We start from the raw sequence: 24,119 nt of genomic DNA on the forward strand, positions 1-24,119 counted from the left end.
TCCTGATGGCGCAGGCCCTGAGCTGTGAGTTTCTCACCGCAGGTCAAATTCAATTTGGTCGCGGGAAGGTCGGGGCGGGGCTTGCGCCGCAGATTATGACTTTGGGGGTGCCCGTTATGGTGATCACGGGCGGCTCTGGTCTGCGTCACACAGGAACGCGTGCTTTGGTTGATGCTCTTGCGCCCGTGCTGCAGGTGGCGATTGCGGCTGAACCCGATTTGAAAACCATCGAGGGCGCGGTGATGCGCGCGCGCGGGGCAGGGGTTGCCTGCGTTGTGGCGATTGGCGGGGGGGCTGTCATTGATGCAGGCAAGGCCATTGCCGCCTTGATCCCTGCACCGCATCCCGCCCTTCGTTATCTTGAGGTTGTCGGTGAGGGGCGCGCGCTTGATGCCGCGCCTTTGCCTTTTGTGGCCATTCCCACCACAGCGGGCACAGGGGCCGAGGTCACCAAAAACGCGGTGATTTCTGTGCCCGAACACCAGCGCAAAGTATCTTTGCGTGATGCGCGGATGCTGCCAGATTTGGCCATTATTGACCCAAGTTTATGTGACGGGATGGGGCGCGCGCAAACCATGATGAGCGGGCTTGATGCCCTGACCCAAGTGATCGAGCCTTATCTGTGCACCCGCGCCAACCCGTTCACCGATGCGCTGTGCAGGGATGCCATTCCGCGGGCCGTGTCGGGGCTGCGCCGCCTATCTGATGCCTTTGATCGGGGCGGCGATGATCCGATGGCGCGCGATGATATGGCCTTGGCATCGGTGATTGGCGGTCTTGCCTTGGCCAATGCGGGTTTGGGGGCGGTGCATGGCTTGGCGGGGCCTGCAGGCGGCTATCTGGCGCAACATGGCCTGATTTGCGCCCGTTTATTGGTGCCTGTTCTTTTGGCCAATGAGGCCCGCGCCGAAAGCCCCGCATTGCGTGGACGCTTTTCTGATCTGAGCGCTTGGATGGGCGATGCCTTTGGCGTCAGCGCCGAGATGGCCTTTGAGGCCTTGGCGCGATTTATCGAGGGGCAAAACCTGCCGCGATTGGGGCAAGCGGGTCTGCCTGCCGACAAGATCGACCAGATTGCACAAGCGGCGGCAAGCTCGTCTTCGATGAAGGCGAATCCAGTCGATTTGACCGCGTCTGATTTGACCGAAATTCTGCGCGAAGCCTTATAACCTAAGCCCCAATATACCCGTTGCAATTGCAACAATGGCCTCGATTTCCGCCAAAGCTCCAAAGATTTTTTCAAGAAATTATCCCATGAAATCAACGTAAAGTTGAGGCCGCTCGCATGTTTTCTGCAATGCGGCGTGTAATCCCTGTTGACGTAATTTTGCCCGAATGCAAGAAATTACAGTAAGTGTAATATTTTTCATTGCGGCGATGTATTGCCGCGTGAGGGGGGGATCACGGGTTATGCCGAAGCCAAGGATGATCTTTGGGGATGCTCATGGATTATGAGGCCAGTCTCGCCATTCGGGCTGCGTGGTTGCATTACGCAGGCGGTTTGACGCAGGCGGCTGTGGCCAAGCAGCTTGGCGTGCCATCGGTGAAGGCGCACCGCCTGATCTCGCGCGCGGTGCAAGAGGGTGCTGTCAAAGTGTCGATTGATGGCGATATCTCGGAATGTGTGCGCTTGGAGAGCGAGCTAAAAGCGCGCTTCAATTTGGATTTTTGCGAAATTGCCCCCGATATCGGCGAAGAAGGCTTTCCCATTCGGGCCTTGTCGATCGCGGGGGCAAGCTTTCTGCGCCGCGAAATCGAACATGGCGGCCACAGTTGCATCGGGGTTGGGCATGGGCGCACCTTGGCCGCTTCGGTGGCAGAGATGCCGCGTCTCGATGCCAAAGGGGTGCAGTTCGTGTCCCTTCTGGGGGGGCTTACGCGCAATTATTCGGCCACGCCCCATGACGTTATGACCCGCTTGGCCGAAAAAACAGGCGCAACCGCCTATGTGATGCCCGTGCCGTTTTTCGCCAACACTGTTGAGGATCGCGAAGTGCTGCTCAGTCAGCGCGGTGTTTCTAACGTGTTTGAGCTGGCCGCAGGGGCCGAATTGAAACTTGTCGGGGTCGGCACAACCGAACCTGACGCCTCCCTGGTTTCATCGGGCATGATCCAGCTCGATGAAATCCAGGAAGTCATTTCTCAAGGGGGGGTGGCCGAAATCTTGGGTCACTTCTTTGACGAGAAGGGGCAGCCGTTGGAAACAACGCTGACCGCAAGAACGCTGTCGGTCGGGCTGGAGGAGCCTCGCCGCACGCGGATTGTCGCCATCGCTGGTGGCAAGGAAAAGATCGGCGCAATCCGATCTGTTTTGATGAGCGGCTGTCTCAGCGGCCTCATCACTGATGAGCGCACAGCTATGGCGCTTGTGTTTCAAAAATCCTGATTGGTATCGGGATATAACGGGAGGATACCCTATGTACGATAAGGAAAAGCAGCTTGCCGAGGATTTTGTTGCTAAAAAAATCGGCCGCCGCGATCTGATCAAGGGAATGTCGGCTTTGGGCGTGAGCACTGCTCTTGCATCCACTTTGGTGAATGCCGCAGCGACACGTGCATTGGCGCAAAACGGGTTCAACTGGCGTGCGCATGAAGGCACGACCATCAAATTGCTGCTCAATCAGCACCCCTATACCGATGCGATGATCGCCAATATTGAAAACTTCAAATCCCTCACTGGGATGAATGTTGAATATGATGTGTTCCCCGAAGACGTCTATTTCGACAAAGTGACCGCGGCGCTGTCCTCGGGCTCAAGCGAATATGATGCCTTCATGAGCGGCGCATATATGACTTGGACATATGGCCCTGCAGGCTGGATTGACGATCTGAATGAATACATCATGGATCCTTCGAAAACCAACCCAGATTACAACTGGGAAGATGTTTTGGAAGGCGTGCGCAAATCTTGTGCGTGGAATGGTCGCCCAGGTGGTGCATTGGGCTCTGACGATGCGATGCAGTGGTGTATCCCATTGGCCTATGAGCAGAACAACCTGACCTATAACAAGCGCGTTTTTGACGCGAATAGCCTCAGCGTTCCAACCGATCTCGACAGCCTTGTTGATACCGCCGCTGCCGCAAAGGCCGCGATGGGTGATGGCTACGGCATCGGTGTGCGCGGCTCGCGGTCTTGGGCAACGATCCACCCAGGCTTCTTGTCGGGCTATGCAAACTTTGGCCAGTCTGACCTGACTGTTGGTGGCGATGGCACCTTGTCTGCGGCAATGAACACAGATGTGTCGCGTAACTTCCACAGCAAGTGGGTGGAAATGATCCAGAATTCAGGCGCGCCTGACTGGTCAACCCATACATGGTATCAGGTCGGCACAGATGTCGGCGCAGGTAAGTCTGCGATGATGTTTGACGCGGATATCTTGGGCTACTTCATGAATGGTGGCGATAATGCCGAAGCGGGTAACCTTGCCTTCTCCGCATTCAAAGCCAACCCTGCGGCCGCTGCCCCCACACCAAATATCTGGATCTGGGCAATGGCGATGTCGTCTTTCTCGACCAAGAAAGACGCGACATGGTATTTCCTCCAGTGGGTTACTGGCCCTGAGCATCAGCTGTTCGGTGCGCAGGATATGGACCTCGTGAACCCAGCCCGCAGCAGCGTTTGGGCGGATGAAATGTTCCGCAACAAGTTGTCTGCATCCTATTCTGGCTATGTGGAAATGCATGACGTCTCGGCACCTGGTGCATCGATCAAATTCACCGCACAGCCCTTGTTCTTCGATCTGACCACAGAATGGGCGGCGATGTTGCAGCGCATGGTGGCAGGCGAGGTGCCTGTGGATGAAGGTCTCGATATGTTGGCTGAATCGGTAAACAGCCAGCTTGCTGAGGCTGGTCTGCGCTAAGCGATCACGCAGGGGTCGGGGGTGCACTTGCATCCCTGACCTCATCCATTTTCACAATTTATTTTCTAATTCAGTGCCGCCCCATAAGGTTTGCGCCTTGGGGACGCCATAAGAGGGACTGAAATGTCTGACATCAGCTTTAACGCGCCACCGCGGCGCAGGTTCAAAGTCAGCCGCAAGTTTTTGCCTTATCTGCTGAGCTTGCCCGCGCTTTTAACCTGTATCGGCATTTTGATCCCATTCTTTACGGCCGTTTGGTATTCGCTCCAGCGGTATCGTCTGTCTCAACCTTGGAACCGTGGGTTCAATTGGGGTGAGAATTACCTGAATTTCATGACCGATGACGCGTTTTGGAATACCTTGCAGGTGTCCTTGACCTATGCGTTTTTCGCGGTCACGGCGCAGCTGCTCTTGGGGCTTGGGATTGCGCTGCTTTTGCAAAAGCGCAGCATGTTCAACAATTTTGTCTCGATCATGCTGCTGATGCCGCTGATGACGGCCCCTGCCTTGGCAGCCCTGATGTGGAAGCTGATGACCAATCCAGGCTTCGGGATCTTAAGCTATCTGGCAAGTTTGATCGGGCTGGAAGATTTCAGATGGGCGTCTGACCCGCAGACCGCCATGCTGACCGTGGTGATTGTCGATATCTGGGTCTACACGCCCTTTATCATGATCTTGCTTTTGGCGGGTTTGCGCTCGCTGCCGCAGCAGCCCTTCGAGGCCGCGGCCCTTGATGGTGTGCCGCGCCTCTTTGTGTTCTGGCGCATCACCCTACCGATGCTGACGCCATTCCTTTTGACTGCGACCCTGTTTCGCGTGATCGAAAGCATTCAGCAATTCGACATTATCTACGCCATGACCCAAGGCGGGCCCGGTAATACGCTGACCGTGTTTCAGGTCGAGGCCTATTTGAATTTCTTCCAATCCACCAATGTGGGGCGGTCTGCAGCGCTTTTGATGATCCTTTGGGCGATCACCTATGTGCTGTCGAACATCTTTATCAAAAACTGGTTGCGCCTGCGTGAAAAGCAGCGCGGCGAAGCCTAAAGCGCGGAGGGGGCATCCATGGAAAGCACAAGTTTGATTGAACGCATCCTGCGCGGCATCGCCATCACCGCAGTGATCCTTTTCTTTATGTTTCCGATTTTCTGGATTTTCTTGATGAGTCTCCAGACAAACGAAACGATTTTGCGCGTCCCACCTTCGATGGTGTTTGAGCCGACTTTTCAGAATTACCGCGCGCTCATCACGGGGCAGCTTGAGACACAGACGGGCACATTGGAAATTCGGTTCATGGGGAACCTGTTTAACTCCTTCTTCCTGTCGACCACATCGGTTGCGATTGGTTTGTTGTTGGGCGTGCCTGCGGCCTATGCTTTTGCGCGGCTGAAATTCCGCGGCTCTGAGGACATCGCCTTTACGCTGCTCTCCTTCCGCTTTGCGCCGCCTTTGTTGGTGTTGCTGCCCTTGACCATCTATTTCCAGCAATTGGGTCTGGCAAATACCTATGGCGGGTTGATCTGGGTGTATCAGTTAATTGTGCTGCCGCTTATCCTTTGGATCGTGCGGGGCTATTTCGAGGATATCCCCGCCGATGTCGAATATGCCTATCGCATCGCGGGGCATGATTTTTGGGCGACCTTCCGCAAAATCGCGCTGCCTTTGGCGGGCCCAGGTATCGCGGCGGCAGGTCTGTTGGCCTTTATCTTTGCGTGGAACAATTTCATTTTCGCCTTGGTTTTGGCCTCGGCTGATAAGCAGCCCGTCACGGTGGGGGCCTTGGCCTTTATCACGGCATCGGGCATTCAATATGGCCAAATCGCGGCGGGGATTGTGCTGTCAATCGCACCTACATTTGCCCTCGCGCTTTATGCGCAGCGCTATCTCGTTGAGGGTCTCAGCCTTGGCGCGGTGAAAGGATAAGAACATGAGTTTGGTTCTCAATAATATCGTCAAACGCTTCAAGACTGAGACCGTTCTCGATGATGTCAGCCTCAGCGTTGACACGGGCGAGACGCTTGTGTTGTTCGGGCCATCTGGCGCAGGGAAAACCGTTTTGTTGCGTCTGATTGCAGGGGTGATCGAACCCGATGCAGGGCAGATTTCCATTCATGGCCAAGATATGGACGGGGTCGAACCCGAAGATCGCGGGATCGGGATGGCGTTTCAAAACTTTGCGCTGTTTCCCCATATGGATGCCAGTGCCAATATCGCGGCCCCTTTGACCGCGCGGCGCATGGGGCAGGGCGCAATTTCTGACACGGTCGGAAAAGTCGCTAAGATGTTGAAGATCGACCACGTTTTGCATCACAAGCCCAAGGAATTGTCGAACGGGCAAAAGCAGCGCACGGCCTTGGCCCGCGCACTTGCGGGCGCGCCATCAATCTTGTTGTTGGATGATCCGCTACGCAATGTGGATGCCAAGCTGCGCTTTGAGATGCGTCTGGAATTGCCACGTTTGCTGAAAGATCAGAAGGCCACAGTGATCTATGTGACTCAAGATTATAAAGAGGCGATGGCGCTTGGCGATCGCATTGCGGTGATGAGTGGCAGCGGCATTCAACAAATTGGTACGCCGCAGGATATTTATCTCAATCCTGCAAATATTGATATCGCGCGTCTCTTTGGCGACCCTGTGATCAATCTGCTGGATGTGACCCCTGAGGCGGATGGTGCGGGTGTTGTTGTCTCGCTTTCGGATCAGCCGCTTAGTCTTGATGCGGGCTATGCCGATGCTGTCGGGCAGGACTGTGTAATCGGCATTCGCCCCGAAAGCCTGCGTTTTGTCAGCAAAGGCACCAAGGGCGCAATTCCTGTGACCATTGAAACAGAGGCACCGTTGAACGAGAAAACAGTGACCTTGGCGCTGACGAAGAATGGCCGCGAGATCATGATCTCGCGCCCCGCAGGTCAAATCGCACCGAGCAGTGGCGAGGCCTATATTGCCGCAGATACATCACAGATTTATCTGTTCGATCGCAAAAGCGGCGCGCGCATTACGCAATCTTCGGCACAAAACAAGAAAAAAGGAGCGGCCTGATGACAGCGCAACTCAAGCTACAGGGCGTTGATAAATTTTACGGCCCGATTGGCAAAGGCGTTCATGCCGTGCGCGATATCAATATGGATATCGAAAAAGGCGAGATTATCGCCCTTTTGGGCTCGTCTGGCTGCGGTAAAACCTCGACCTTGCGGATGGTTGCAGGGTTTGAAGAAACCAGCCGTGGCAAAATCCTAATCGCGGGGCGTGAGGTGCAAAACCTGCCTCCTGTGCGCCGCAATGTGGCCATGGCCTTTGAGGGGTATTCGCTTTATCCCACGGTGACGGTGCGCGAGAATATTGCCTTTGCCCTGAAGGCGCAGCGTGAAAGCGATGCGCAGGTGGATGCCAAGGTCAATGAAGTGGCCGAGATGTTGGAAATCACATCCATCCTCGACAAATTTCCCGCGTCCATTTCTGGCGGCCAGCAGCAGCGCGCCTCTTTGGCGCGCGCCTTGGTGCGCGATGCTGATCTCTATCTTTTGGATGAACCCATGGGCCAGCTTGAGCCGCAATTGCGCACGCTTTTGCGCGGGCGGATCAAATATTACATCAAGGAACGTGGTCTAACCGCGATCCTTGTGACCCATGACCAGACCGAGGCCAATGCCATGGCAGATCGCATCGCGGTGATGGAAGGGGGCGTTTTGCAGCAATTTGCAAGCCCCGATGAAATCAAACTGGCCCCTGCCAATCTGTTCACGGGCACATTCGTGGGCGAGCCGCCAATGAATGTGTTTCCCGCCCGTGCGTCCGAAGTGTCAGGCGATATTCAGTTCCGCCTCGATGCAGGGGTAGAGCTGACCTATAACGCCGATCAATTCGCGACTGATCTGCGCGCGGCGCTCTTGTCGCGCGGTGATGTGGTCATGGGGGTGCGCCCCTATGCTGTGCGCCGCGCCAAGGGCAAGAGTGGGGCTGCCGCGCAGGTTGTAGCCAATCAATGGTTGGGGGATCAAACCCATATCGCCGCGGCCTTTGCAGGAAGCACGGTGGTCTTGGTCGAACATGATCGCGCTGATATTTCGATGGGCGACACCATTAGCGTTGAACTGAAGCCCGAAGATTTACATTTCTTCGACCCTGCAAGCGGGGCCGCAATCAGCCACGGGGCGCAAATGGCATGAGCGCATCAGGGGCAGACATTCTGATTGGAATTGATGCAGGCACATCGGTGATCAAATCGGTGGCCTTTAGCCTTGGCGGACAGCAGATCGCCATGGCATCGGTTCCGAATGTCTACCACTCTGATGCAAGCGGGGCGGCGAGCCAAACCTTGGCGGATACATGGGCGGGCTGTGCGCAAACGCTGCGGGATTTGGGCGAAAAAATCGAAAATCTGGGGGCGCGGGTTGCTGCGATTGCCGTCACGGGACAGGGGGACGGCACATGGTTGGTGGGGGCAGGGGACAAGCCCGTCACTGATGCTTGGCTTTGGCTCGATGCGCGGGCTGCTAAAACCGTGGATCGCCTGCGCGCTAGCGCCGCGGACATAATGCGGTTTGCCAAAACGGGGACGGGTCTCAACACCTGCCAGATGGGCACGCAAATGGCCCATATGGATCAGCACCATCCCGATTGGTTGGATGCTGCCGAAGTCTCGCTGCATTGTAAGGACTGGCTTTATCTTCAGCTGACAGGCATACGCGCCAGCGATCCGTCCGAGACAAGCTTTACCTTCGGCAGCTACAAAACGCGCGGCTATGAGGCGGATGTGATTGCCGCTTTGGGATTGACCCATCGCGCGCATCTTTTGCCCCCCGTGGTCGATGGGGTGCGCGAGACACATCCCTTAAGTGCTGATGCCGCAAGCCAAACGGGCCTGCGCGCGGGAACGCCCGTTTCCCTTGGCTATGTCGATGTGGTTTGCACCGCTTTGGGGGCGGGGATTTACACACCAAACGCCCCATCGGGTTGCACCATCCTTGGCTCAACAGGCATGCATATGCGCGCCACGGCCGAGGCGGATGTTGTCCTGAACGAGGGGCGCACAGGCTATGTCATGGTTTTGCCCGTTCTAGGAATGGTTGCGCAAATCCAATCGAATATGGCCGCGACATTGAATATTGATTGGGCGCTGAAATTGGGCGCGAAACTGATGGCTGAGTTTGGCCATGAGGTGAGCCACAAAGAGATGGTGGCCCGTATCGATGATTGGCTATCGGCCACCCGTGCGGGCCAGATTCTGTATCACCCTTATATTTCCGAAGCAGGTGAGCGCGGCCCCTTTGTTGATGCGCGCGCGCGCGCAGCCTTTACGGGGTTGGCCAGCAATCACGGCTTTGCCGATCTCATCCGCGCGGTGATAGAGGGTTTGGGATATTCGGCGCGCGATTGCTATAGCACCATGGGGGCTGTGCCCGATGAGGTTCGCCTCACGGGGGGGGCGGCGCGCTCGGGTGCGCTGCGCAAAATCATGGCCGCCGCGATTGGCACCAATCTGCGCAGTTCGACCCGCGAAGAGGCGGGTGCTGCAGGGGCCGCGATGATGGCGGCCTGCGCCATTGGTGTCTATCCTGATATGGATGCCTGTCTGCGCGATTGGGTCGAACCTGCGCTTGGCCCGATTGAGGCCCCAGATGCCGCCCTCACAGCGCGCTATTCGGCACTGTTCCCGTCCTATCGTGCGCTGCGTGAAGCCGCGCCTGTGGCGTGGGCGGCCCTCTCTGAAACTCAATCGCAACAAGGAGAATAATAAAAATGACAACCAAAATTGCGATTATTGGCGATCTGTTCATGTTGCCTTCAGCCTTTGAGGATGCCGTGACATTGGCCTGCGCAGGTAAGGATCTAGATATCCGCACCCGCCAAGATGCATGGCCCGATGAGCCGATGGAACATGGCTATGCGGTGGCGGGCATGGATGGCCTGAAAGAATATTTTGGTACGGCTGACGATGTGGTTGAATTTGTTGCGGATGCAGAGATTTTGATCACGCAGTTAGCGCCCATGTCGCGCGGCATGTTCGAGCGCCTTCCCCATCTCAAGATGATTGCCGTCTCGCGCGGTGGCCCTGTGAATATCGATATGAAGGCGGCCAAGGATCACGGCGTCTTGGTTGTGAACACGCCTGGCCGTAATTCTTCGGCAGTGGCCGAGTTCACCCTTGGGGCGATCCTTTCGGAAACCCGCCGCATTCGTGCAGGGCATGAGGCGCTGCGCGCAGGCACTTGGCGCGGGGATCTCTACCGTGCCGATGTGACGGGGCGCGAATTGTCAGAGATGACTGTGGGTGTCATCGGCTATGGGGCGATTGGCACCAAGGTCGTGCGCCTGTTGCGCGCCTTTGGAACCCGCGTTTTGGTGTGCGACCCCTATGTGCAACTCAGCCCCGAGGATGCGCGCGATGAGGGGGTCAGCCATGTCGATTTCGACACGCTTTTGGCGCAGTCGGATGTGGTCACCTTGCACAGCCGCGTCACCGATGAGACGCGGGGGATGATGAACAAGCATGCCTTCGCCAAAATGAAGCCTGACGCGATTTTCGTGAACACGGCGCGCGGGCCGATGTGTGATTATGACGACCTTTACGCCGCCCTCACCACGGGCGAGATTGCAAGCGCGATGTTAGAGACCTTTGCGGTTGAACCTGTGCCAGTGGATTGGCCGCTGCTGCAATTGCCCAATGTCACAATCACCCCTCATATTGCGGGCGCGTCTGTGCGCACCGTCACCTATGCCGCCGAACAAGCCGCAGAAGAGGTGCGCCGCTATTTGGCGGGCGAGCCAGCACGGAACCCTTGCGCATGAGTGGCCTTGCATCAGAAAAGCGGTTTCGCGCTGATATTGTCGCCGCTTGTCACAAGCTAGAGGCGATGGGACTAAACCGTGGCGCTTCGGGCAATATCTCGGTGCGCTATGGTGATGCGATGCTGATCACACCTTCGGCCATTCCCTATGATGCGCTGACACCCGATATGATTGCGGTCATGGATTTGGCGGATGAAACAGGCGCATGGCAGGGGCCAAAGGCTCCTTCGTCCGAATGGCGCTTTCACCGCGATATTTTGCGCGCGCGCCCCGATATGGGGTCAGTCGTGCATACCCACGCGCCCTATTGCACGATTTTGGCTGATGCGCGCCGCCCGATCCCTGCCATTCACTATATGATCGCGGCCTTCGGCACTGTGGAAATCCCCGTGGCGGGCTATGCGCGCTATGGCACGCAAGAGCTATCTCAACAGATCATCAAGGCGCTTAGCCCAGTGCAGGGCGGCAGCATGGGCTGCCTTATGGCAAATCACGGCATGATCGTTGGAGGGGCTGACCTGACGCGGGCCTTATGGTTGGCGGGCGAATTAGAAAGCCTTGCGCATCAATATTATCACCTTCTTGCCATTGGCGGGGGGCATGTCTTGAGTGCGGCAGAGATTGAAGACACTGCGCGCGGCTTTGAAAGCTATGGCGTGCAGTCGAAAGGGGACGGTGCATCATGACGCAAACGGTTGATCTGTTTGTCATTGGCGGCGGCATCAACGGCGCAGGCATTGCGCGCGATGCAGCAGGGCGTGGCCTGTCTGTGGTCTTGGCGGAAAAAGATGATCTGGCACAAGGCACGTCCTCGCGCTCGGGGAAGCTTGTTCATGGTGGTTTGCGCTATTTGGAATATTATGAATTCCGCCTTGTGCGCGAGGCATTGATTGAACGCGAAGTTTTGTTGAACTCTGCCGCCCATATCATTTGGCCGATGCGGTTTGTCTTGCCGCATTCGCGCGATGATCGGCCTGCATGGTTGGTGCGGTTGGGTCTGTTTCTTTATGACCATTTGGGTGGGCGCAAGAAATTGCCGCCCACGCGGGTTTTGAACCTTGGCACGGCCCCCGAAGGGCGGGCGCTGAAAGACATCTATAAAAAAGGCTTTGAATACTCTGATTGCTGGGTCGATGATGCTCGGCTTGTGGTCTTGAATGCTCTTGATGCCGCCGAACATGGAGCCAAGGTTCTCACCCGCAGCGCCTGCACCTCTGCGCGGCGCGTGGATGGGATGTGGCAGATTGAGGTGCAAGATGGGCGCACAGGCGAAAAACGTCAGTTTCGCGCCCGCGCCTTGGTGAATGCAGGCGGGCCGTGGGTGAATGACATCATTGGCCGCGTTGCAGGCAGCAACAGCCGCCGCGCGGTTCGCTTGGTCAAAGGCAGCCATATCATCACCCCAAAATTTTGGGAGGGGTCACAAGCCTATCTGGTGCAAAACCACGACAAACGCGTGATTTTCATCAACCCCTATGAGGGGGATAAGGCGCTGATTGGCACAACGGACATTCCCTATGAGGGTGCGCCTGAACGGGTCGAGGCGGATGAAGATGAAATCACCTATTTGCTCGCTGCAGTGAACCGCTATTTCAAGTGCGCGTTGACCCGTGAGGATGTGATTGAACATTTTTCAGGTGTGCGGCCCCTCTATGATGATGGCAATGGCAACCCCTCTGCGGTGACGCGGGATTATGTGTTTGATCTTGATAAAACCGCCCAAGTTCCGATGCTGAACGTGTTTGGTGGCAAGATCACCACCTTCCGCAAATTATCTGAACATGCGATGCATAATCTGCGTGAGATTTTCCCGCATATGGGCGGCGATTGGACGGCGACAGCGCCGCTGCCTGGGGGGGATATGGCGCAGGCTGATTTTGAGGGCTTTTTGCAAGAGGTCAGCGCGGCTTATCCGTTTTTGCCATTTGAATTGTGCCACCATTGGGCACGGCTTTACGGCACGCGGATGGATCGCTTTTTGTATGGAACCAACAGCCTTTCCGATCTGGGGCGGAAATTCGGCCCGCGCCTCTATGAGGTTGAGGTGGAATATTTGCGCGACCATGAATGGGCGCTGAGTGCCGAGGATGTGCTGAAACGGCGCACCAAAGAGCATCTCAATATGACCGATGCCCAGATGACCGATTTGCAGGCATGGTTTGATGATATGCTGGAGAAATCCGCATGAGCGCGCCTGCGCGCCCCGCTGATCTGGCGGCTTTGGCGGAATATTCTGCCAAAATCGGGGCCGATCCTTTGCTGATACAGGCTGCGGGTGGCAATAGTTCTGTCAAATCAGGCGATGTCATGTGGATCAAGGCCTCGGGCACGGTTTTGGCGGACGCGATGCGGCGCGATATTTTCGTGCCCTGTGATCTACCCAAGATGCGGGCCGCCCTTGCCGCGCAAAGCGCGATTGCCGATCAACCGCAGGAGTTTTTGTTGCAAGAGGGGGGGCTGCGGCCTTCGATTGAAACCTCGCTTCATGCGGTGTTTCCGCAGCCTGTGGTGGTGCATGTGCATTGTGTGCATACGCTGTGCATGGCGATCCAAGCCGACCCTTTGGCGGCTATTGGCACAGCGCTTGACCATTTTTCTTGGGGCTATGTGCCCTATGCAAAGCCTGGCGCGAATTTGGCCGCGCAGGTTGCGGGGCTTGTGGGCGGTGGCGAGGTCGATGTGATTGTCTTGGGCAATCACGGCTTGATCGTGGCAGCAGAAACTGTGGGCGAGGTTGCCTCGCTGTTGGCGGCTGTGCATGAGGCGTTGCGCCCGAAACAGGCCCCGTTGACGGGGCCCACGGATATGCCTGATCTGCCCAAAGGGTGGCAGCCCGCACCAGACAGTTTGATCCGCCTTGGCAAATCGGCGGATTTAACGGCAATGGCCAGTGCAGGCAGCCTTTATCCTGACCATGTGATTTTCTGCGGTGTTGCAATTCGTGCGGTTTCCTCTGTCGCGGATTTGCCAGACCCAACTGACCCCGACACGCCCCCCGCGATTTTGATCCAAGGGCAGGGCGCGGCCCTTCGGGCTGATGCAAGCGCAGGCGCGCGCGCCTTGGCGCAATGTTTGGGCGATGTTCTGGGTCGCACCGCCCCTGATGCCCGCCTGCACTATCTGAGTGCAGCGCAGAATATGGAACTATTGGATTGGGATGCCGAGAAATATCGGCAAGCGTTGAATGCCTGATCTTTATCTTGGCCTTGATATCGGCACATCGGGCGCGCGGGCGCTTGTGATGTCCGATAGAGGCACGGTTGTGGCCAGTGCAAAATCCGCCATGTCGGAGCATGGGGCCAATCATCGTGACCCGATGGTGTGGTGGGCTGCGGCGCAAACGGCCTTGCAGCGGGCCTTGGCGGACTGCCCTGTAAAAAATATCCGCGCCGTGGCTGTGGATGGCACATCTGGCACGATGCTGGCCTGTCACCGCGCGCTGACGCCTCTTGGCGATGGGGTCATGTATAATGACCCTTGTAGCGATCAAGGCTTGATCGCGCGTATTGCGGCCGCTTCGCCCCCCCAAACCGCGGCGCGGGGCACAACCAGTGCCTTGGCCCGCGCCGTTGCCTTGCATCAAGCGCATCAGGGTGTGAAGGGTTTGCACATCCTGCATCAGGCCGATTGGATCGCTGCAAAGCTGACGGGGATTGTCGCCAGTGACGCAAATAACGCCCTGAAAACGGGCTATGACCCTGTGGCGGGCAGTTGGCCTGATTGGGTGGCAGGGTTTTTGCCCCTCGATCTTCTGCCCAACATCCATGACGCAGGCACAGATTTGGGGATCATTGGCGCGAATGATTTCGGTTTTTCGCCCGACACCCGACTGGTTGCAGGCACGACAGATGGCTGCGCCTCTTACTTGGCAACGGGGGCCGATCAAGCGGGGGATGGGGTCAGTGTTCTTGGCACGACCCTGACCCTTAAAATCCTGTCAGATCAGCCCATTTTCGCGCCTGACTTCGGGATATATAGCCATAAAGTTTTAGGTCTTTGGCTGGCTGGCGGGGCATCGAATACGGGCGGGGCGGTGATTTTGCAAGAATTCCCCGACCAAGATATTGCGCAGCTCTCGCAGCAGATTGACCCTGCCGTACCAACAGGTCTGGACTATTACCCCCTGACCCAAAAGGGCGAGCGGTTCCCAATCAATGATCCAGAGCTGCCCCCCCGCCTTGGCCCGCGCCCCGCGCAGGATTGGCGGCACCTTCAGGCGATATTCGAAGGGATTGCGGCGATAGAATGCCGTGCCTATCGCCGCTTGGCCGAATTGGGTGCGCCTGCCTTGAGCACCATTCGATCTTTGGGGGGCGGGGCACAGGATCGGGCCTTTACGGCCATCCGCCTGAATAGCTTGGGGGTTCAGCCCCGCAAGCCCCTCTCGGGCGAAGCCGCGATGGGCGCGGCGATTTTAGCGCAAAAGGGGATGCGCGGATGAGTGCCACGCTCACCACATTGCGCGATCTGGCCGATCAATATGATGCCTTTTTGATTGATCAATTTGGCGTTCTTTTGGATGGCGCTGGCGCCTATCAAAATGCCACTCGGGCCCTGTCGGAATTGGCCAAAACGGGCAAGCCCATTGTGATTTTGTCCAATTCTGGCAAACGCGCGACCCCCAATGAGGCACGCTTGACGCGTTTGGGCTTCGCACGGGGGGATTATCAAACCGTGCTTTCCTCGGGTGAGGCGGCCTATCGCCTGCTGTCAGAAACGGGGGGCGATCGGTGGGGTGGGGCCACGCCCGTGTGGTTGCATGCCCGTGACGGCGATCAAAGCGCGATTGAGGGGCTCAATCTGCGCTCTGTCGCCTCCGCCTCTGAGGCCGATCTCTTGATCCTTGCGGGCAGCCAAGGGGATCAGCGGGGCCTTGAGTGGTATCGTGCCGAACTTACACTTGCGGCGCAGCGCGCTGTGCCCTGTTATTGCACCAATCCCGACCTCGAAATGTTGACCCCGCAAGGCAAGGCCTTTGGGGCTGGGCGGATTGCGGCGCTATACCAAGAATTGGGCGGACGCGTCACCTATATCGGTAAGCCCTATCCTCAGATTTACCAAATCGCGGGGCAGATTTTGGGCCAGATCGCGCCGCGTGGGGTCTTGTGTATCGGCGACAGCCCAGCGCATGATGTTTTGGGTGGGGCGGGTGCAGGGTTTTCAACCGCGCTTGTCCGCGATACGGGGCTTCATGCGGGGGCCGATTTTGCCCATTTGCAAGAGATTTGCGAGGGTCTGGGCGCGCGGCTTGACCATGTGATACCCGCCTTCGACTGGGAGAGTTGAGATGCCACTGACCTTGTCATTGAACACCAATCCTTTGGTCAATCGCTTTGCCGAAATGGATGATCTGATCTTCACAGTCGCGCGTGATATCAAAATCCGCGATCTTCAATTGACGCATGAATTCATCAACCCTGCATGGCCTGCCCATGTGACCGCGCGGCTTACGCGCCAGATGGGGCGGGCTTTGCAGCAAACGGGTGTTCGGGTGACCTCGGGCATGACGGGGCCTTACGGGCGGCTCAACCATTTCGGCCATCCCGATGCGGATGTGCGGCGATACTATCTTGATTGGTTCAAACATTTTGCCGCGATCACCGCCGATTTGGGTGGGCTGGCCTTGGGCACGCAGTTTGCCATTTTCACCTATCGCGATTTTGATGACCCTGCACGCCGCGCCGCGTTGATTGAGATTGCGCTCGATCATTGGACGGAACTGGCCGAATATGCCAAGCCCCTTGGGATTGAGCATATTTTTTGGGAACCGATGAGCGTGGGTCGCGAATTTGGTGACACGATCGAGAACGCGATGGCGCTGCAAGATCAGATTGCCGCGCGCAAGATGGCCGTGCCTATGTTCATGATGGCCGATATTGATCACGGGGATGTCACATCGCCAAATCCGGATGATTTTGACCCTTATTCTTGGGCGCGCGCCGTGCCGCCTGTCTCGCCCATCATCCATATCAAGCAATCTTTGATGGATAAGGGGGGGCATCGTCCCTTTACCGCCAAACATAATGCGGTCGGACGGATACAGCCCGCACCGCTTTTGGTGGCCTTTGCAGAAGGCGGGGCGGTGGATAACGAGATTTGCCTTGAGTTAAGTTTCAAAGAGCGTGAACCAGATGATCGGGCCGTGGTGGCCGATATCGCTGAAAGCGTGGCTTTCTGGGCGCCTCATATCGACACAGGCGCATCTGATCTGCGGGTATGAAAAATGCGGCGGGCCTATGGCGCCGCCGCTTTTCAAAATCGGTATAAACCTGCCTTAAAGAATGGTTTGGCCCGTTGCAGCCCAATCTTTTGTGAATTGCTCAAGGCCCTTATCGGTCAAGACGTGCTTGGCCAGACCCTTGATCACTGCGGGCGGAATGGTCGCGACATCTGCACCAACCATCGCGGCATCTTTCACATGGTTTGCCGTCCGAATGGACGCCGCCAGAATTTCAGTCTCAAAACCATAATTGTCGTAAATCTCGCGGATTTCCGCGATCAATTCCATGCCATCGAGGTTGAGGTCATCCAAGCGCCCGATGAAGGGGCTGATATAGGTTGCACCTGCCTTGGCCGCCAAAAGCGCCTGATTGGCCGAGAAGCATAAGGTTACATTGGTCTTAATGCCTTTAGTGGCGAAATGGCGGCAGGCCTTTAGGCCATCCAAGGTCAAAGGCAGCTTGATCACGACATTATCGGCGATTTTTGCCAAATGCTCGCCTTCGGCCACCATGCCTGCAAAATCGGTTGCGGCGACTTCGGCGGATACGGGCCCATCGACCAGCGCGCAAATTTCAGCGATGACCTCTTTGAAATCGCGGCCTGATTTTGCGATCAGCGAGGGGTTCGTGGTGACCCCGTCCAACAGACCATAATCGTGCAATTCACGGATTTCATCGACCACGGCAGTATCGACAAAGAATTTCATGGATGGCTCTCCTTGATGCTTATTAGCGCGGGGCAGCGAGGCCTGATGCGCATGGGTTGATTGGCGCTTCGATAACCTTGCGCGACAAATTCTGCAAATCGCAATTTGCGCAAGGCCGCTTGTAAACCACCAGATCAAACATCACAATTAAAAATCACAAAATCACATTTTTATATTGATTTAACTCCGCCCCCTGATAGCGTGCAGGCGTATCTAAAGGGGATCACATGAAACTTGAGACGCGGCGCGAGCAGATATTGGCATGGCTGGCCGAAGCGGGATTCGTAGGGCTCGATGATCTGGCTGCGCGGTTTGCCGTGTCAAAGATGACGATCCACCGCGATTTAGATGATCTTGAGGCAGCGGGGCTTTTGCGCAAGTTGCGTGGTGGGGCCTCGATAGAGGCGAGCGCGCAGTTTGAGGCAGATTATCGCTATCGCGCCCTGCGCCACGTCGAGGCCAAGCGCCAAATCGCCCGCGCTGCGGCAGATCGGGTTGAGACGGGCATGCGTGTGATGCTGAATGATGGCAGCACCGCCGCGCTTTTGGCCGAAGAGATTGCCCTGCGCGGTCTTGGCGTGACCATTATCACCAATAACCATGCCGCCATCCATGTGCTGCAAGAGGCCGCAAGCGTGACCCTGATCACCCTTGGTGGTCGCTATAGTCGCAAATTTCACTGTGCCACGGGGCCCATGGTGCAAGCCGAAATTGCAATGATGCGGGCTGATCTGGCCTTTATCTCGAGCCCCGCAATTGATGCGCGGGCCTGCTATCACATGGATGAGGGCGTGCGCGCGATAAAGGCTGGGATGATTGCGGCCGCCGCGCGCCCCATTTTGATGGCAGAAGGTGCGAAATTTGGGCGCGATGCGTTGTATCATCTTGCCGATCTAGACGCGTTTTCAGCACTCGTGACCTATGATTTGCCACAGGCCCATAGGTCTGTTTGGGCAGACCTCAACCTGCCTTTCATTGATGCAAAGGAAATATGAAATGTCCGAATTTTGGGTTGGCACCAGTTGGAAGATGAACAAAACCCGCGCCGAGGCACGGGCGTTTGTTGCAGGTCTCAAGGCGGCGCAGACCCCCGCCGACCCGCGCATTCAGCCTTTTGTGATCCCGCCTTTCACAGCCTTGGCTGAGGTTGCGGCAGATCTGGCGGATAGCTCGGTGATGGTGGGGGCGCAGAATATGCACTGGGCCGATCAAGGTGCATGGACGGGGGAAATTTCCCCCGTGATGCTGCGCGACTGCGGTGCGCAGATTGTCGAATTGGGCCATTCTGAGCGGCGCGCCAATTTTGGTGAGACGGATGAGACAGTCGGGCTAAAGGTTGCGGCTGCGTTGCGCCACGGCCTTGTGCCCCTTATTTGTATCGGCGAGACTTGGGCCGAGCGCGAAGCAGGGCGCGCCACCGAAGTTTTGCGCGCTCAAACCGAGGCTGCTTTAGCGCAGATTGCCTCGACTGATCGCGCCCGTGCCATTCTATTTGCCTATGAACCCGTGTGGGCGATTGGCGATGGGGGCGTGCCTGCAACCGCTGACTATGCTGATGCGCGCCATGCCGAGGTCATCGCGGTCACGCAGGCGGTGATGGGGCGCGCTTTGCCCTGTCTTTATGGCGGGTCGGTCAATCCTGAGAATTGCGCAGAATTGATCACCTGTCCGCATATTGACGGGCTGTTTATTGGCCGCTCCGCGTGGAACGTGGCGGGCTATCTTGATATTTTGGCGCGGGTGTCGCGCGCTATTCAATCCCTATGATCGCAGGAGGAATGATCATGAAATTGGCAATTGCAGGTGACAGTGCAGGTGACGGTTTGGCGCGGGTTTTGGCAGATCACCTCAAAGCCAGCCATGAGGTGACGCTGATTGATATGGATGCAGCAGGCGCAGAGTTTTACGCCAACCTGTCTGAATTTGTGGCCAATCGGGTTTTGACGGGCGAGTTTGACCGCGCGATTCTGGTCTGCGGCACGGGGATTGGCGTGGCGATGTCCGCGAACAAGGTGCGCGGCATTCGCGCCGCACAGAGCCATGACACCTATTCAGCCGAGCGTGCCGCGCTGTCGAATAATGCGCAGATCATCACGATGGGCGCGCGGGTGATTGGGGCAGAATTGGCGAAATCCATTGCCGAGGCCTATTTGGCACAAAGTTTTGACCCTAATGGCCGCAGCGCCAGAAATGTTGCCGCGATTGATGCGCTAGACGGATAACGCGGTTAGCCAAATTTCCCTTGGCGGCGTGTGGATCGGGGGCGTAACCTATTCCTGACGGAAGAAGGGAGGGCGCAATATGAACGACCGCGTGCAGCTCGAGGGGCCATCGCCCCTGCCGCCATTGGCCAAGATGGGATTGGGCGATATTTGGGCGGCATTGGGCGCAGGGTGGCGCGATTTTCGCCAAAAGCCGATGATGGGCCTGTTCTTTGCCCATATCTATGTGGTGGGGGGCTGGTTGATCTATGGCAGCCTTTCGATCCTGGATATGGGGTGGTTGGCTATTCCGATTACGGTTGGGTTTCCCCTCATAGGGCCTTTCTTGGCGGTCGGGCTTTATGAGGTTTCCCGCCGTCTTGACGCGGGGGATCGGGACTTTCGCCGCAATGATATCTTCAGCGTGATCTGGCGGCAAAGATTGCGCCAATTGCCGTCTATGGCATGGGTGATCATCGTGTATTTTCTATTTTGGTCTTTCTTTGCGCATATGCTGTTCGCCCTGTTTATTGGGCCATCTGCGCTGATGAATGTGACCTCAAGCTATGCCTATCTGCTTCAGCCCGAAGGGTTGATTATGCTGTTGGTGGGCTCAGGCTTTGGTGCGGTTTTTGCGTTGGTGTTATTTTGCCTCACGGTGATTTCGCTGCCCCTTTTGTTGGATAAGGAAGTGGATTTTGTCACCGCCATGCTCAAAAGCATTGCGGTGGTTAAAGCCAACCCGAAGGTGATGCTGATCTGGGGGGCGCTGATCGCAAGCCTGACCTTTTTGGCGATGCTGCCTGCACTGTTGGGGTTGTTTTTGGTCTTGCCCGTTTTGGGTCATGCCTCATGGCATATTTATCGCCGCGCCTTTGTGCATGAGGCGATATGATGACAAAGAAAAACCCCCGCGCGCGGATGCGGGCGGGGGTGCGTTGTAAATAAATCGCGCCTGCGCTTATTTCTTTTCTGGCTCTGCGGCGGCTGCGGCAGGTTTTGCGGCTGGGGCAGGGGCCGATTTCGCACCGCTAGACAGCGGGTCTTCTTGACGCTGAACCGTGCCTTCAAAATGCGCACCAGATTCAATCGCGATGGTCTTATGAATGATGTCGCCCTCAACTCGCGCGCTTGAGGTGAGGCGCACTTTCAAGCCACGAACGCGGCCTTTGACATAGCCGTTCACGACCACATCATCGGCAAGAACCTCGCCATCAATGCGTGCGCTTTCACCAACAGTCAGTGAATGTGCGCGGATGTCACCCTTGACGGTGCCTTCGATTTGAATGTCGCCCGAGGTTTTCAGATTGCCCGTAATCACCAAATCCGAGCTCAGCAAAGACGCAGGCGGCTTTGGCTTGGCGGGGGCAGCAGATGTGCTGGGGGCCACCGGTGCCGAAGGCGCGCTTGGCGCTGTCGCGGCAGGGGCCGCGCTTGGCGTTGTTGTTTCTTTTGGTCCAGGTTCGTTGATTTTTGATTTAGAAAACATTTCGTCCTGCCGTGATAAAGGTCATCGGGTTGGTTGGGTTGCCATTCTGGCGCACTTCGTAATGCAAATGGGACCCGGTCGAGCGTCCAGTATTTCCCATATCACCAATTCTGTCGCCGCGCGACACTCTTTCGCCCCGTGTCACGCGAATACGCGATAAATGTGCGTAGCGTGTTGTATATCCCATAGCGTGGCGAATTTCTATCATATTGCCATAGGCGCCGCGGCGGCCCGCGAAAACCACAGTGCCATCTGCGGCAGCAACAATCGAGGTTCCAACGGGGCCCGCAAAATCTTGGCCCTCATGCATCCGCCGCCCCCCTTGGATCGGATCATTGCGATAGCCATAGCCCGAGGTGCGCCGCGCAGCGCCCTGCACAGGATAGCTGAAGGGCAGGCTCTCTGCGGCAATACGATAGAGGTTCACCGCATCGAGATCTTCCAACACCTCATTGGCGCGCAGCGAAACAGGGTCGGGTTGGCCGTTGGAGGTGGAAAAGGTAATTGGCGTCAAAGGCCCGCCTTGGCCTGCATAGCCACGGCGCACCGTCTCAAGAATGCTGTCGGTGGGCAGGCCTGCCGCACGGAACATCGCATTAAGTGGCTCAAGCGACATCGCGACCGCGTCTTCGATTTGAGTAAAGATGCGTTCATTGCGCTCGGCGGAAAGGGCAGCTTGGAATTCCAAGTCTTGAATCTGCGCGCGCGCCTCGGCGATCAAATCATGGGTTGTATCGCGCCCTTCGGCTGTTTCTTGCAGCGCCTCGGTCAATAGCGCCAAAACCTGCTCTAGATCTCGTTGACGGCTTGCGGCGGATTGCAGGCTGCCATTCTCATCGGTCATCTCGGCGGTCAATTGTGCCACCTCTTCAAGCGCGTCATCGCGTTCACTGATGGTGCGGCGCAAGGTGCTTTGGATCACGTTGACCGCGGTTTCCAATTCGCGGCGGCGTTCTTCTGATGCCAGAAGCTGCGATTGCATGGCAGAGACTTGGGTCATCGCAACGCCAAATCGTTCATGGGCGGCTTGTGCCTCAAGGGCGCGGCTGTCGCGTTCGCTGGACATTGTATTGAGGCGGTCTTGATAGGCCTGCGAGGCGCGCGCGACCTGATCGCGATTAGAGCCTGCATTGATGGCATCGATGAAAAACACCGCTGAAACAATCGCTGTCCATGTGACCAGAAGCCCTGTCGTGGCAATGATTGCGGCCTGCGTCAGGGGCCTCAGGCGCACAAAGCGCGTGCTTGTATCGGATTTCAGAAACAGCCGTTTTTCAGGCAAATGTCGATCCAATGCGTGGTTTGCGCGCTCAATCAATCGCGATTTCAATGCCAAGTCCCCTGTTTTGTCGTTCGGGCGCTTTGCTATGCGCCTCTCGTCACCACCCCATCACAGCGTCCCCAGGCCATTTGGGGGGCGCGAGGATTGGATAGGACATTGAGCGGGGCGGCTCAATATTTTTTGCGCCATTTAGACGGGAAATTGAGGTCATTCCCGCAATTTGGGCGAGATTTCGCCGATAGATGGCCTAGCGTTCAGAGAGAGGCCAGTAAAAATCGGGTGGAAGGCCCGCTTCGGCGCGCTTTTCTTCGTTAAAGGGTGGCTTCAACGCGCCGTGGAAATAGCGTTGCACCAGTTCGTGAAACGCATCCTTTGGATCAAGGTTTTCGCGGCCACAGAGGAAATGAAACCATTTGCTACCATAGGCCACGTGATGCACCTCTTCGGCATAGATCACGTTTAGCGCATCGACCGCTGCACTGGCCGCAGGGTCATTTTGCGGGCGTTTGAAAATCTCGATCATTGAGGGCGTGACATCAAGGCCGCGTGCCTCGAGAACCATCGGCACCACCGCCAAGCGGCCCATGAAATCAGTGGCCGTATCTTCGGCGGCGCGCCACATCCCCGCATGTGCGGCAAGCGCGCCATAATGACTGCCCATTTGTTCAAGGCAATCTGACAATAGGTTGAAATGCTTGGCTTCTTCATCGGCCGATTTGACCCAATCATCGTAGAACCCGATGGGCATGGGCGTCTCGGCAAAGCGGGGGATAATGTCCCAATGTAAATCCACCGCGTTAAGTTCGATATGCGCCACCGCGTGCAAAACAGCGATCCGACCCTCGGCTGTGCCAGGTTTACGCTTTGGCACCTCGCGCGGATCAAGCAATGCGGGTTGTGCAGGGCGCGCGGGTTGATCGGGCGGTGTGGCGCGGCCAAGGGGCAAGGGCGTGCTTGCTGCCCGCGCCGCAAACCATTTCTTGGCACAAGCGCGCGAAAGTGCGCATTTCTCCTTTGCATTGGCGGTGGTCAAAACCGCCACCGCCATTTCGGCCAATGTCTCGGGTATTTGTAAATCACTCATGGGGCGGTGAATTAGCCCAAGGATTTCACCGCGTCCAGCACTGCATCAACATGGCCTGGCACCTTTACCTTGCGCCAAATCTGGGAAATTTTCCCATCGCTATCAATAAGATAGGTGCAGCGTTCGATGCCCATGTACTTCTTGCCATACATGGATTTCTCCACCCATGCGCCATAGCGTTCGCAGACATCGCTGGTTTCATCCGAGGCAAGGACCACCCCAAGATCATATTTGGCGATGAATTTATCGTGTTTGGCCACGCTATCTTTGGAGACACCAATCACCACGGTGCCTGCCGCAGCAAAGGCGTCTGCCGCTTCGGTGAAGCCCTGCGCCTCTTTGGTGCAGCCTGATGTGTCATCTTTGGGATAGAAATAGAGAACCACTTTCTTGGGCTTTTGAGCAGATAGCGTCACTTCGCCACCGCCAGCGCGGGGAAGGTTGAAATCTGGGGCGGGGCTGCCGATCTCAAGCATGGGCTT

Annotated in this window: 24 protein-coding genes; 19 read left to right on the plus strand and 5 right to left on the minus strand. The window is 56.8% G+C overall.

Going from position 1 to position 24,119, the window contains the following annotated elements:
* The first annotated feature begins 5 nt into the window (after positions 1-5).
* From AAC637_RS00750 to AAC637_RS00820, 15 genes are all read left to right on the plus strand, one after another.
* Positions 6-1,169 (plus strand): iron-containing alcohol dehydrogenase, encoded by a 1,164-nt coding sequence (locus AAC637_RS00750; protein ID WP_340301887.1) that lies wholly within the window; start codon positions 6-8, stop codon positions 1,167-1,169.
* A gap of 269 nt (positions 1,170-1,438) precedes the next feature.
* Positions 1,439-2,386, plus strand: coding sequence for a sugar-binding transcriptional regulator (locus tag AAC637_RS00755; protein ID WP_340301888.1), 948 nt, complete (start codon positions 1,439-1,441; stop codon positions 2,384-2,386).
* Positions 2,387-2,417: 31 nt separating this feature from the next.
* Positions 2,418-3,863: an ABC transporter substrate-binding protein gene (locus tag AAC637_RS00760; protein WP_340301889.1), complete on the plus strand. Its 1,446-nt coding sequence runs from the start codon at positions 2,418-2,420 to the stop codon at positions 3,861-3,863.
* Between the two features lie 123 nt (positions 3,864-3,986).
* Entirely contained in the window at positions 3,987-4,910 is a 924-nt protein-coding gene (locus AAC637_RS00765; protein WP_340301890.1) for a carbohydrate ABC transporter permease, read from the plus strand.
* 18 nt (positions 4,911-4,928) lie between these two features.
* Positions 4,929-5,786, plus strand: coding sequence for a carbohydrate ABC transporter permease (locus AAC637_RS00770; protein ID WP_317655016.1), 858 nt, complete (start codon positions 4,929-4,931; stop codon positions 5,784-5,786).
* A gap of 4 nt (positions 5,787-5,790) precedes the next feature.
* Complete coding sequence (locus tag AAC637_RS00775) at positions 5,791-6,903, plus strand: ABC transporter ATP-binding protein (protein ID WP_340301891.1); 1,113 nt, start codon at positions 5,791-5,793, stop codon at positions 6,901-6,903.
* Complete coding sequence (locus tag AAC637_RS00780; protein ID WP_340301892.1) at positions 6,903-8,030, plus strand: ABC transporter ATP-binding protein; 1,128 nt, start codon at positions 6,903-6,905, stop codon at positions 8,028-8,030. The genes AAC637_RS00775 and AAC637_RS00780 overlap by 1 nt, the downstream gene beginning before the upstream one ends.
* The gene (locus tag AAC637_RS00785; RefSeq protein ID WP_340301893.1) at positions 8,027-9,598 is read left to right on the plus strand and encodes an FGGY-family carbohydrate kinase; all 1,572 of its coding nucleotides are present in this window, start codon (positions 8,027-8,029) and stop codon (positions 9,596-9,598) included. Before AAC637_RS00780 ends, AAC637_RS00785 begins: the two co-directional genes overlap by 4 nt.
* 5 nt (positions 9,599-9,603) lie before the next feature.
* On the plus strand, positions 9,604-10,653 hold the full coding sequence (locus tag AAC637_RS00790; RefSeq protein WP_340301894.1) for a 2-hydroxyacid dehydrogenase: 1,050 nt from the start codon (positions 9,604-9,606) through the stop codon (positions 10,651-10,653).
* Positions 10,650-11,339 (plus strand): class II aldolase/adducin family protein, encoded by a 690-nt coding sequence (locus AAC637_RS00795; RefSeq protein ID WP_340301895.1) that lies wholly within the window; start codon positions 10,650-10,652, stop codon positions 11,337-11,339. The genes AAC637_RS00790 and AAC637_RS00795 overlap by 4 nt, the downstream gene beginning before the upstream one ends.
* Positions 11,336-12,841 carry a glycerol-3-phosphate dehydrogenase gene (locus AAC637_RS00800; protein WP_340301896.1) on the plus strand — a complete coding sequence of 502 codons (1,506 nt, stop codon included), beginning with the start codon at positions 11,336-11,338 and terminating at the stop codon, positions 12,839-12,841. The genes AAC637_RS00795 and AAC637_RS00800 overlap by 4 nt, the downstream gene beginning before the upstream one ends.
* Positions 12,838-13,845 (plus strand): class II aldolase/adducin family protein, encoded by a 1,008-nt coding sequence (locus AAC637_RS00805; RefSeq protein WP_340301897.1) that lies wholly within the window; start codon positions 12,838-12,840, stop codon positions 13,843-13,845. The genes AAC637_RS00800 and AAC637_RS00805 overlap by 4 nt, the downstream gene beginning before the upstream one ends.
* Positions 13,838-15,094: an FGGY-family carbohydrate kinase gene (locus tag AAC637_RS00810; protein WP_340301898.1), complete on the plus strand. Its 1,257-nt coding sequence runs from the start codon at positions 13,838-13,840 to the stop codon at positions 15,092-15,094. Before AAC637_RS00805 ends, AAC637_RS00810 begins: the two co-directional genes overlap by 8 nt.
* Positions 15,091-15,939: a TIGR01459 family HAD-type hydrolase gene (locus AAC637_RS00815; RefSeq protein ID WP_340301899.1), complete on the plus strand. Its 849-nt coding sequence runs from the start codon at positions 15,091-15,093 to the stop codon at positions 15,937-15,939. Before AAC637_RS00810 ends, AAC637_RS00815 begins: the two co-directional genes overlap by 4 nt.
* Position 15,940: 1 nt before the next feature.
* Positions 15,941-16,873 carry a sugar phosphate isomerase/epimerase family protein gene (locus AAC637_RS00820; protein WP_340301900.1) on the plus strand — a complete coding sequence of 311 codons (933 nt, stop codon included), beginning with the start codon at positions 15,941-15,943 and terminating at the stop codon, positions 16,871-16,873.
* 54 nt (positions 16,874-16,927) lie between these two features.
* Here AAC637_RS00820 and fsa read toward each other — a convergent pair whose 3' ends face one another.
* The gene (gene fsa / locus AAC637_RS00825; RefSeq protein ID WP_340301901.1) at positions 16,928-17,581 is read right to left on the minus strand and encodes a fructose-6-phosphate aldolase; all 654 of its coding nucleotides are present in this window, start codon (positions 17,579-17,581) and stop codon (positions 16,928-16,930) included.
* Positions 17,582-17,808: 227 nt separating this feature from the next.
* On the opposite strand from fsa, the gene AAC637_RS00830 reads away from it, so the two are divergent.
* The 4 genes from AAC637_RS00830 to AAC637_RS00845 all read left to right on the plus strand — a co-directional run bounded on the left by AAC637_RS00830 (position 17,809) and on the right by AAC637_RS00845 (position 20,677).
* Positions 17,809-18,576 carry a DeoR/GlpR family DNA-binding transcription regulator gene (locus AAC637_RS00830; RefSeq protein WP_340301902.1) on the plus strand — a complete coding sequence of 256 codons (768 nt, stop codon included), beginning with the start codon at positions 17,809-17,811 and terminating at the stop codon, positions 18,574-18,576.
* 1 nt (position 18,577) lies between these two features.
* Positions 18,578-19,348, plus strand: a complete 771-nt coding sequence (locus AAC637_RS00835; RefSeq protein WP_340301903.1) for a triose-phosphate isomerase — start codon at positions 18,578-18,580, stop codon at positions 19,346-19,348.
* A 17-nt stretch (positions 19,349-19,365) separates the two neighbouring features.
* On the plus strand, positions 19,366-19,803 hold the full coding sequence (locus AAC637_RS00840; protein ID WP_340301904.1) for an RpiB/LacA/LacB family sugar-phosphate isomerase: 438 nt from the start codon (positions 19,366-19,368) through the stop codon (positions 19,801-19,803).
* Between the two features lie 79 nt (positions 19,804-19,882).
* A complete protein-coding gene (locus AAC637_RS00845; protein ID WP_340301905.1) occupies positions 19,883-20,677 on the plus strand; it encodes a DUF2189 domain-containing protein in 795 nt (264 codons plus the stop codon).
* 66 nt (positions 20,678-20,743) lie between these two features.
* Here AAC637_RS00845 and AAC637_RS00850 read toward each other — a convergent pair whose 3' ends face one another.
* The 4 genes from AAC637_RS00850 to bcp form a co-directional block, all read right to left on the minus strand.
* Positions 20,744-21,271, minus strand: coding sequence for a bactofilin family protein (locus AAC637_RS00850; RefSeq protein ID WP_340242508.1), 528 nt, complete (start codon positions 21,269-21,271; stop codon positions 20,744-20,746).
* Positions 21,261-22,601: a M23 family metallopeptidase gene (locus AAC637_RS00855; protein WP_340301906.1), complete on the minus strand. Its 1,341-nt coding sequence runs from the start codon at positions 22,599-22,601 to the stop codon at positions 21,261-21,263. Before AAC637_RS00855 ends, AAC637_RS00850 begins: the two co-directional genes overlap by 11 nt.
* 199 nt (positions 22,602-22,800) lie before the next feature.
* Complete coding sequence (locus AAC637_RS00860) at positions 22,801-23,601, minus strand: ferritin-like domain-containing protein (RefSeq protein ID WP_445322721.1); 801 nt, start codon at positions 23,599-23,601, stop codon at positions 22,801-22,803.
* Positions 23,602-23,648: 47 nt separating this feature from the next.
* Positions 23,649-24,113, minus strand: a complete 465-nt coding sequence (bcp, locus tag AAC637_RS00865; RefSeq protein ID WP_340301908.1) for a thioredoxin-dependent thiol peroxidase — start codon at positions 24,111-24,113, stop codon at positions 23,649-23,651.
* Positions 24,114-24,119: the final 6 nt, after the last annotated feature.

This window comes from Roseobacter sp. HKCCD7870 (assembly GCF_037830315.1).
GTDB lineage: Bacteria > Pseudomonadota > Alphaproteobacteria > Rhodobacterales > Rhodobacteraceae > M30B80.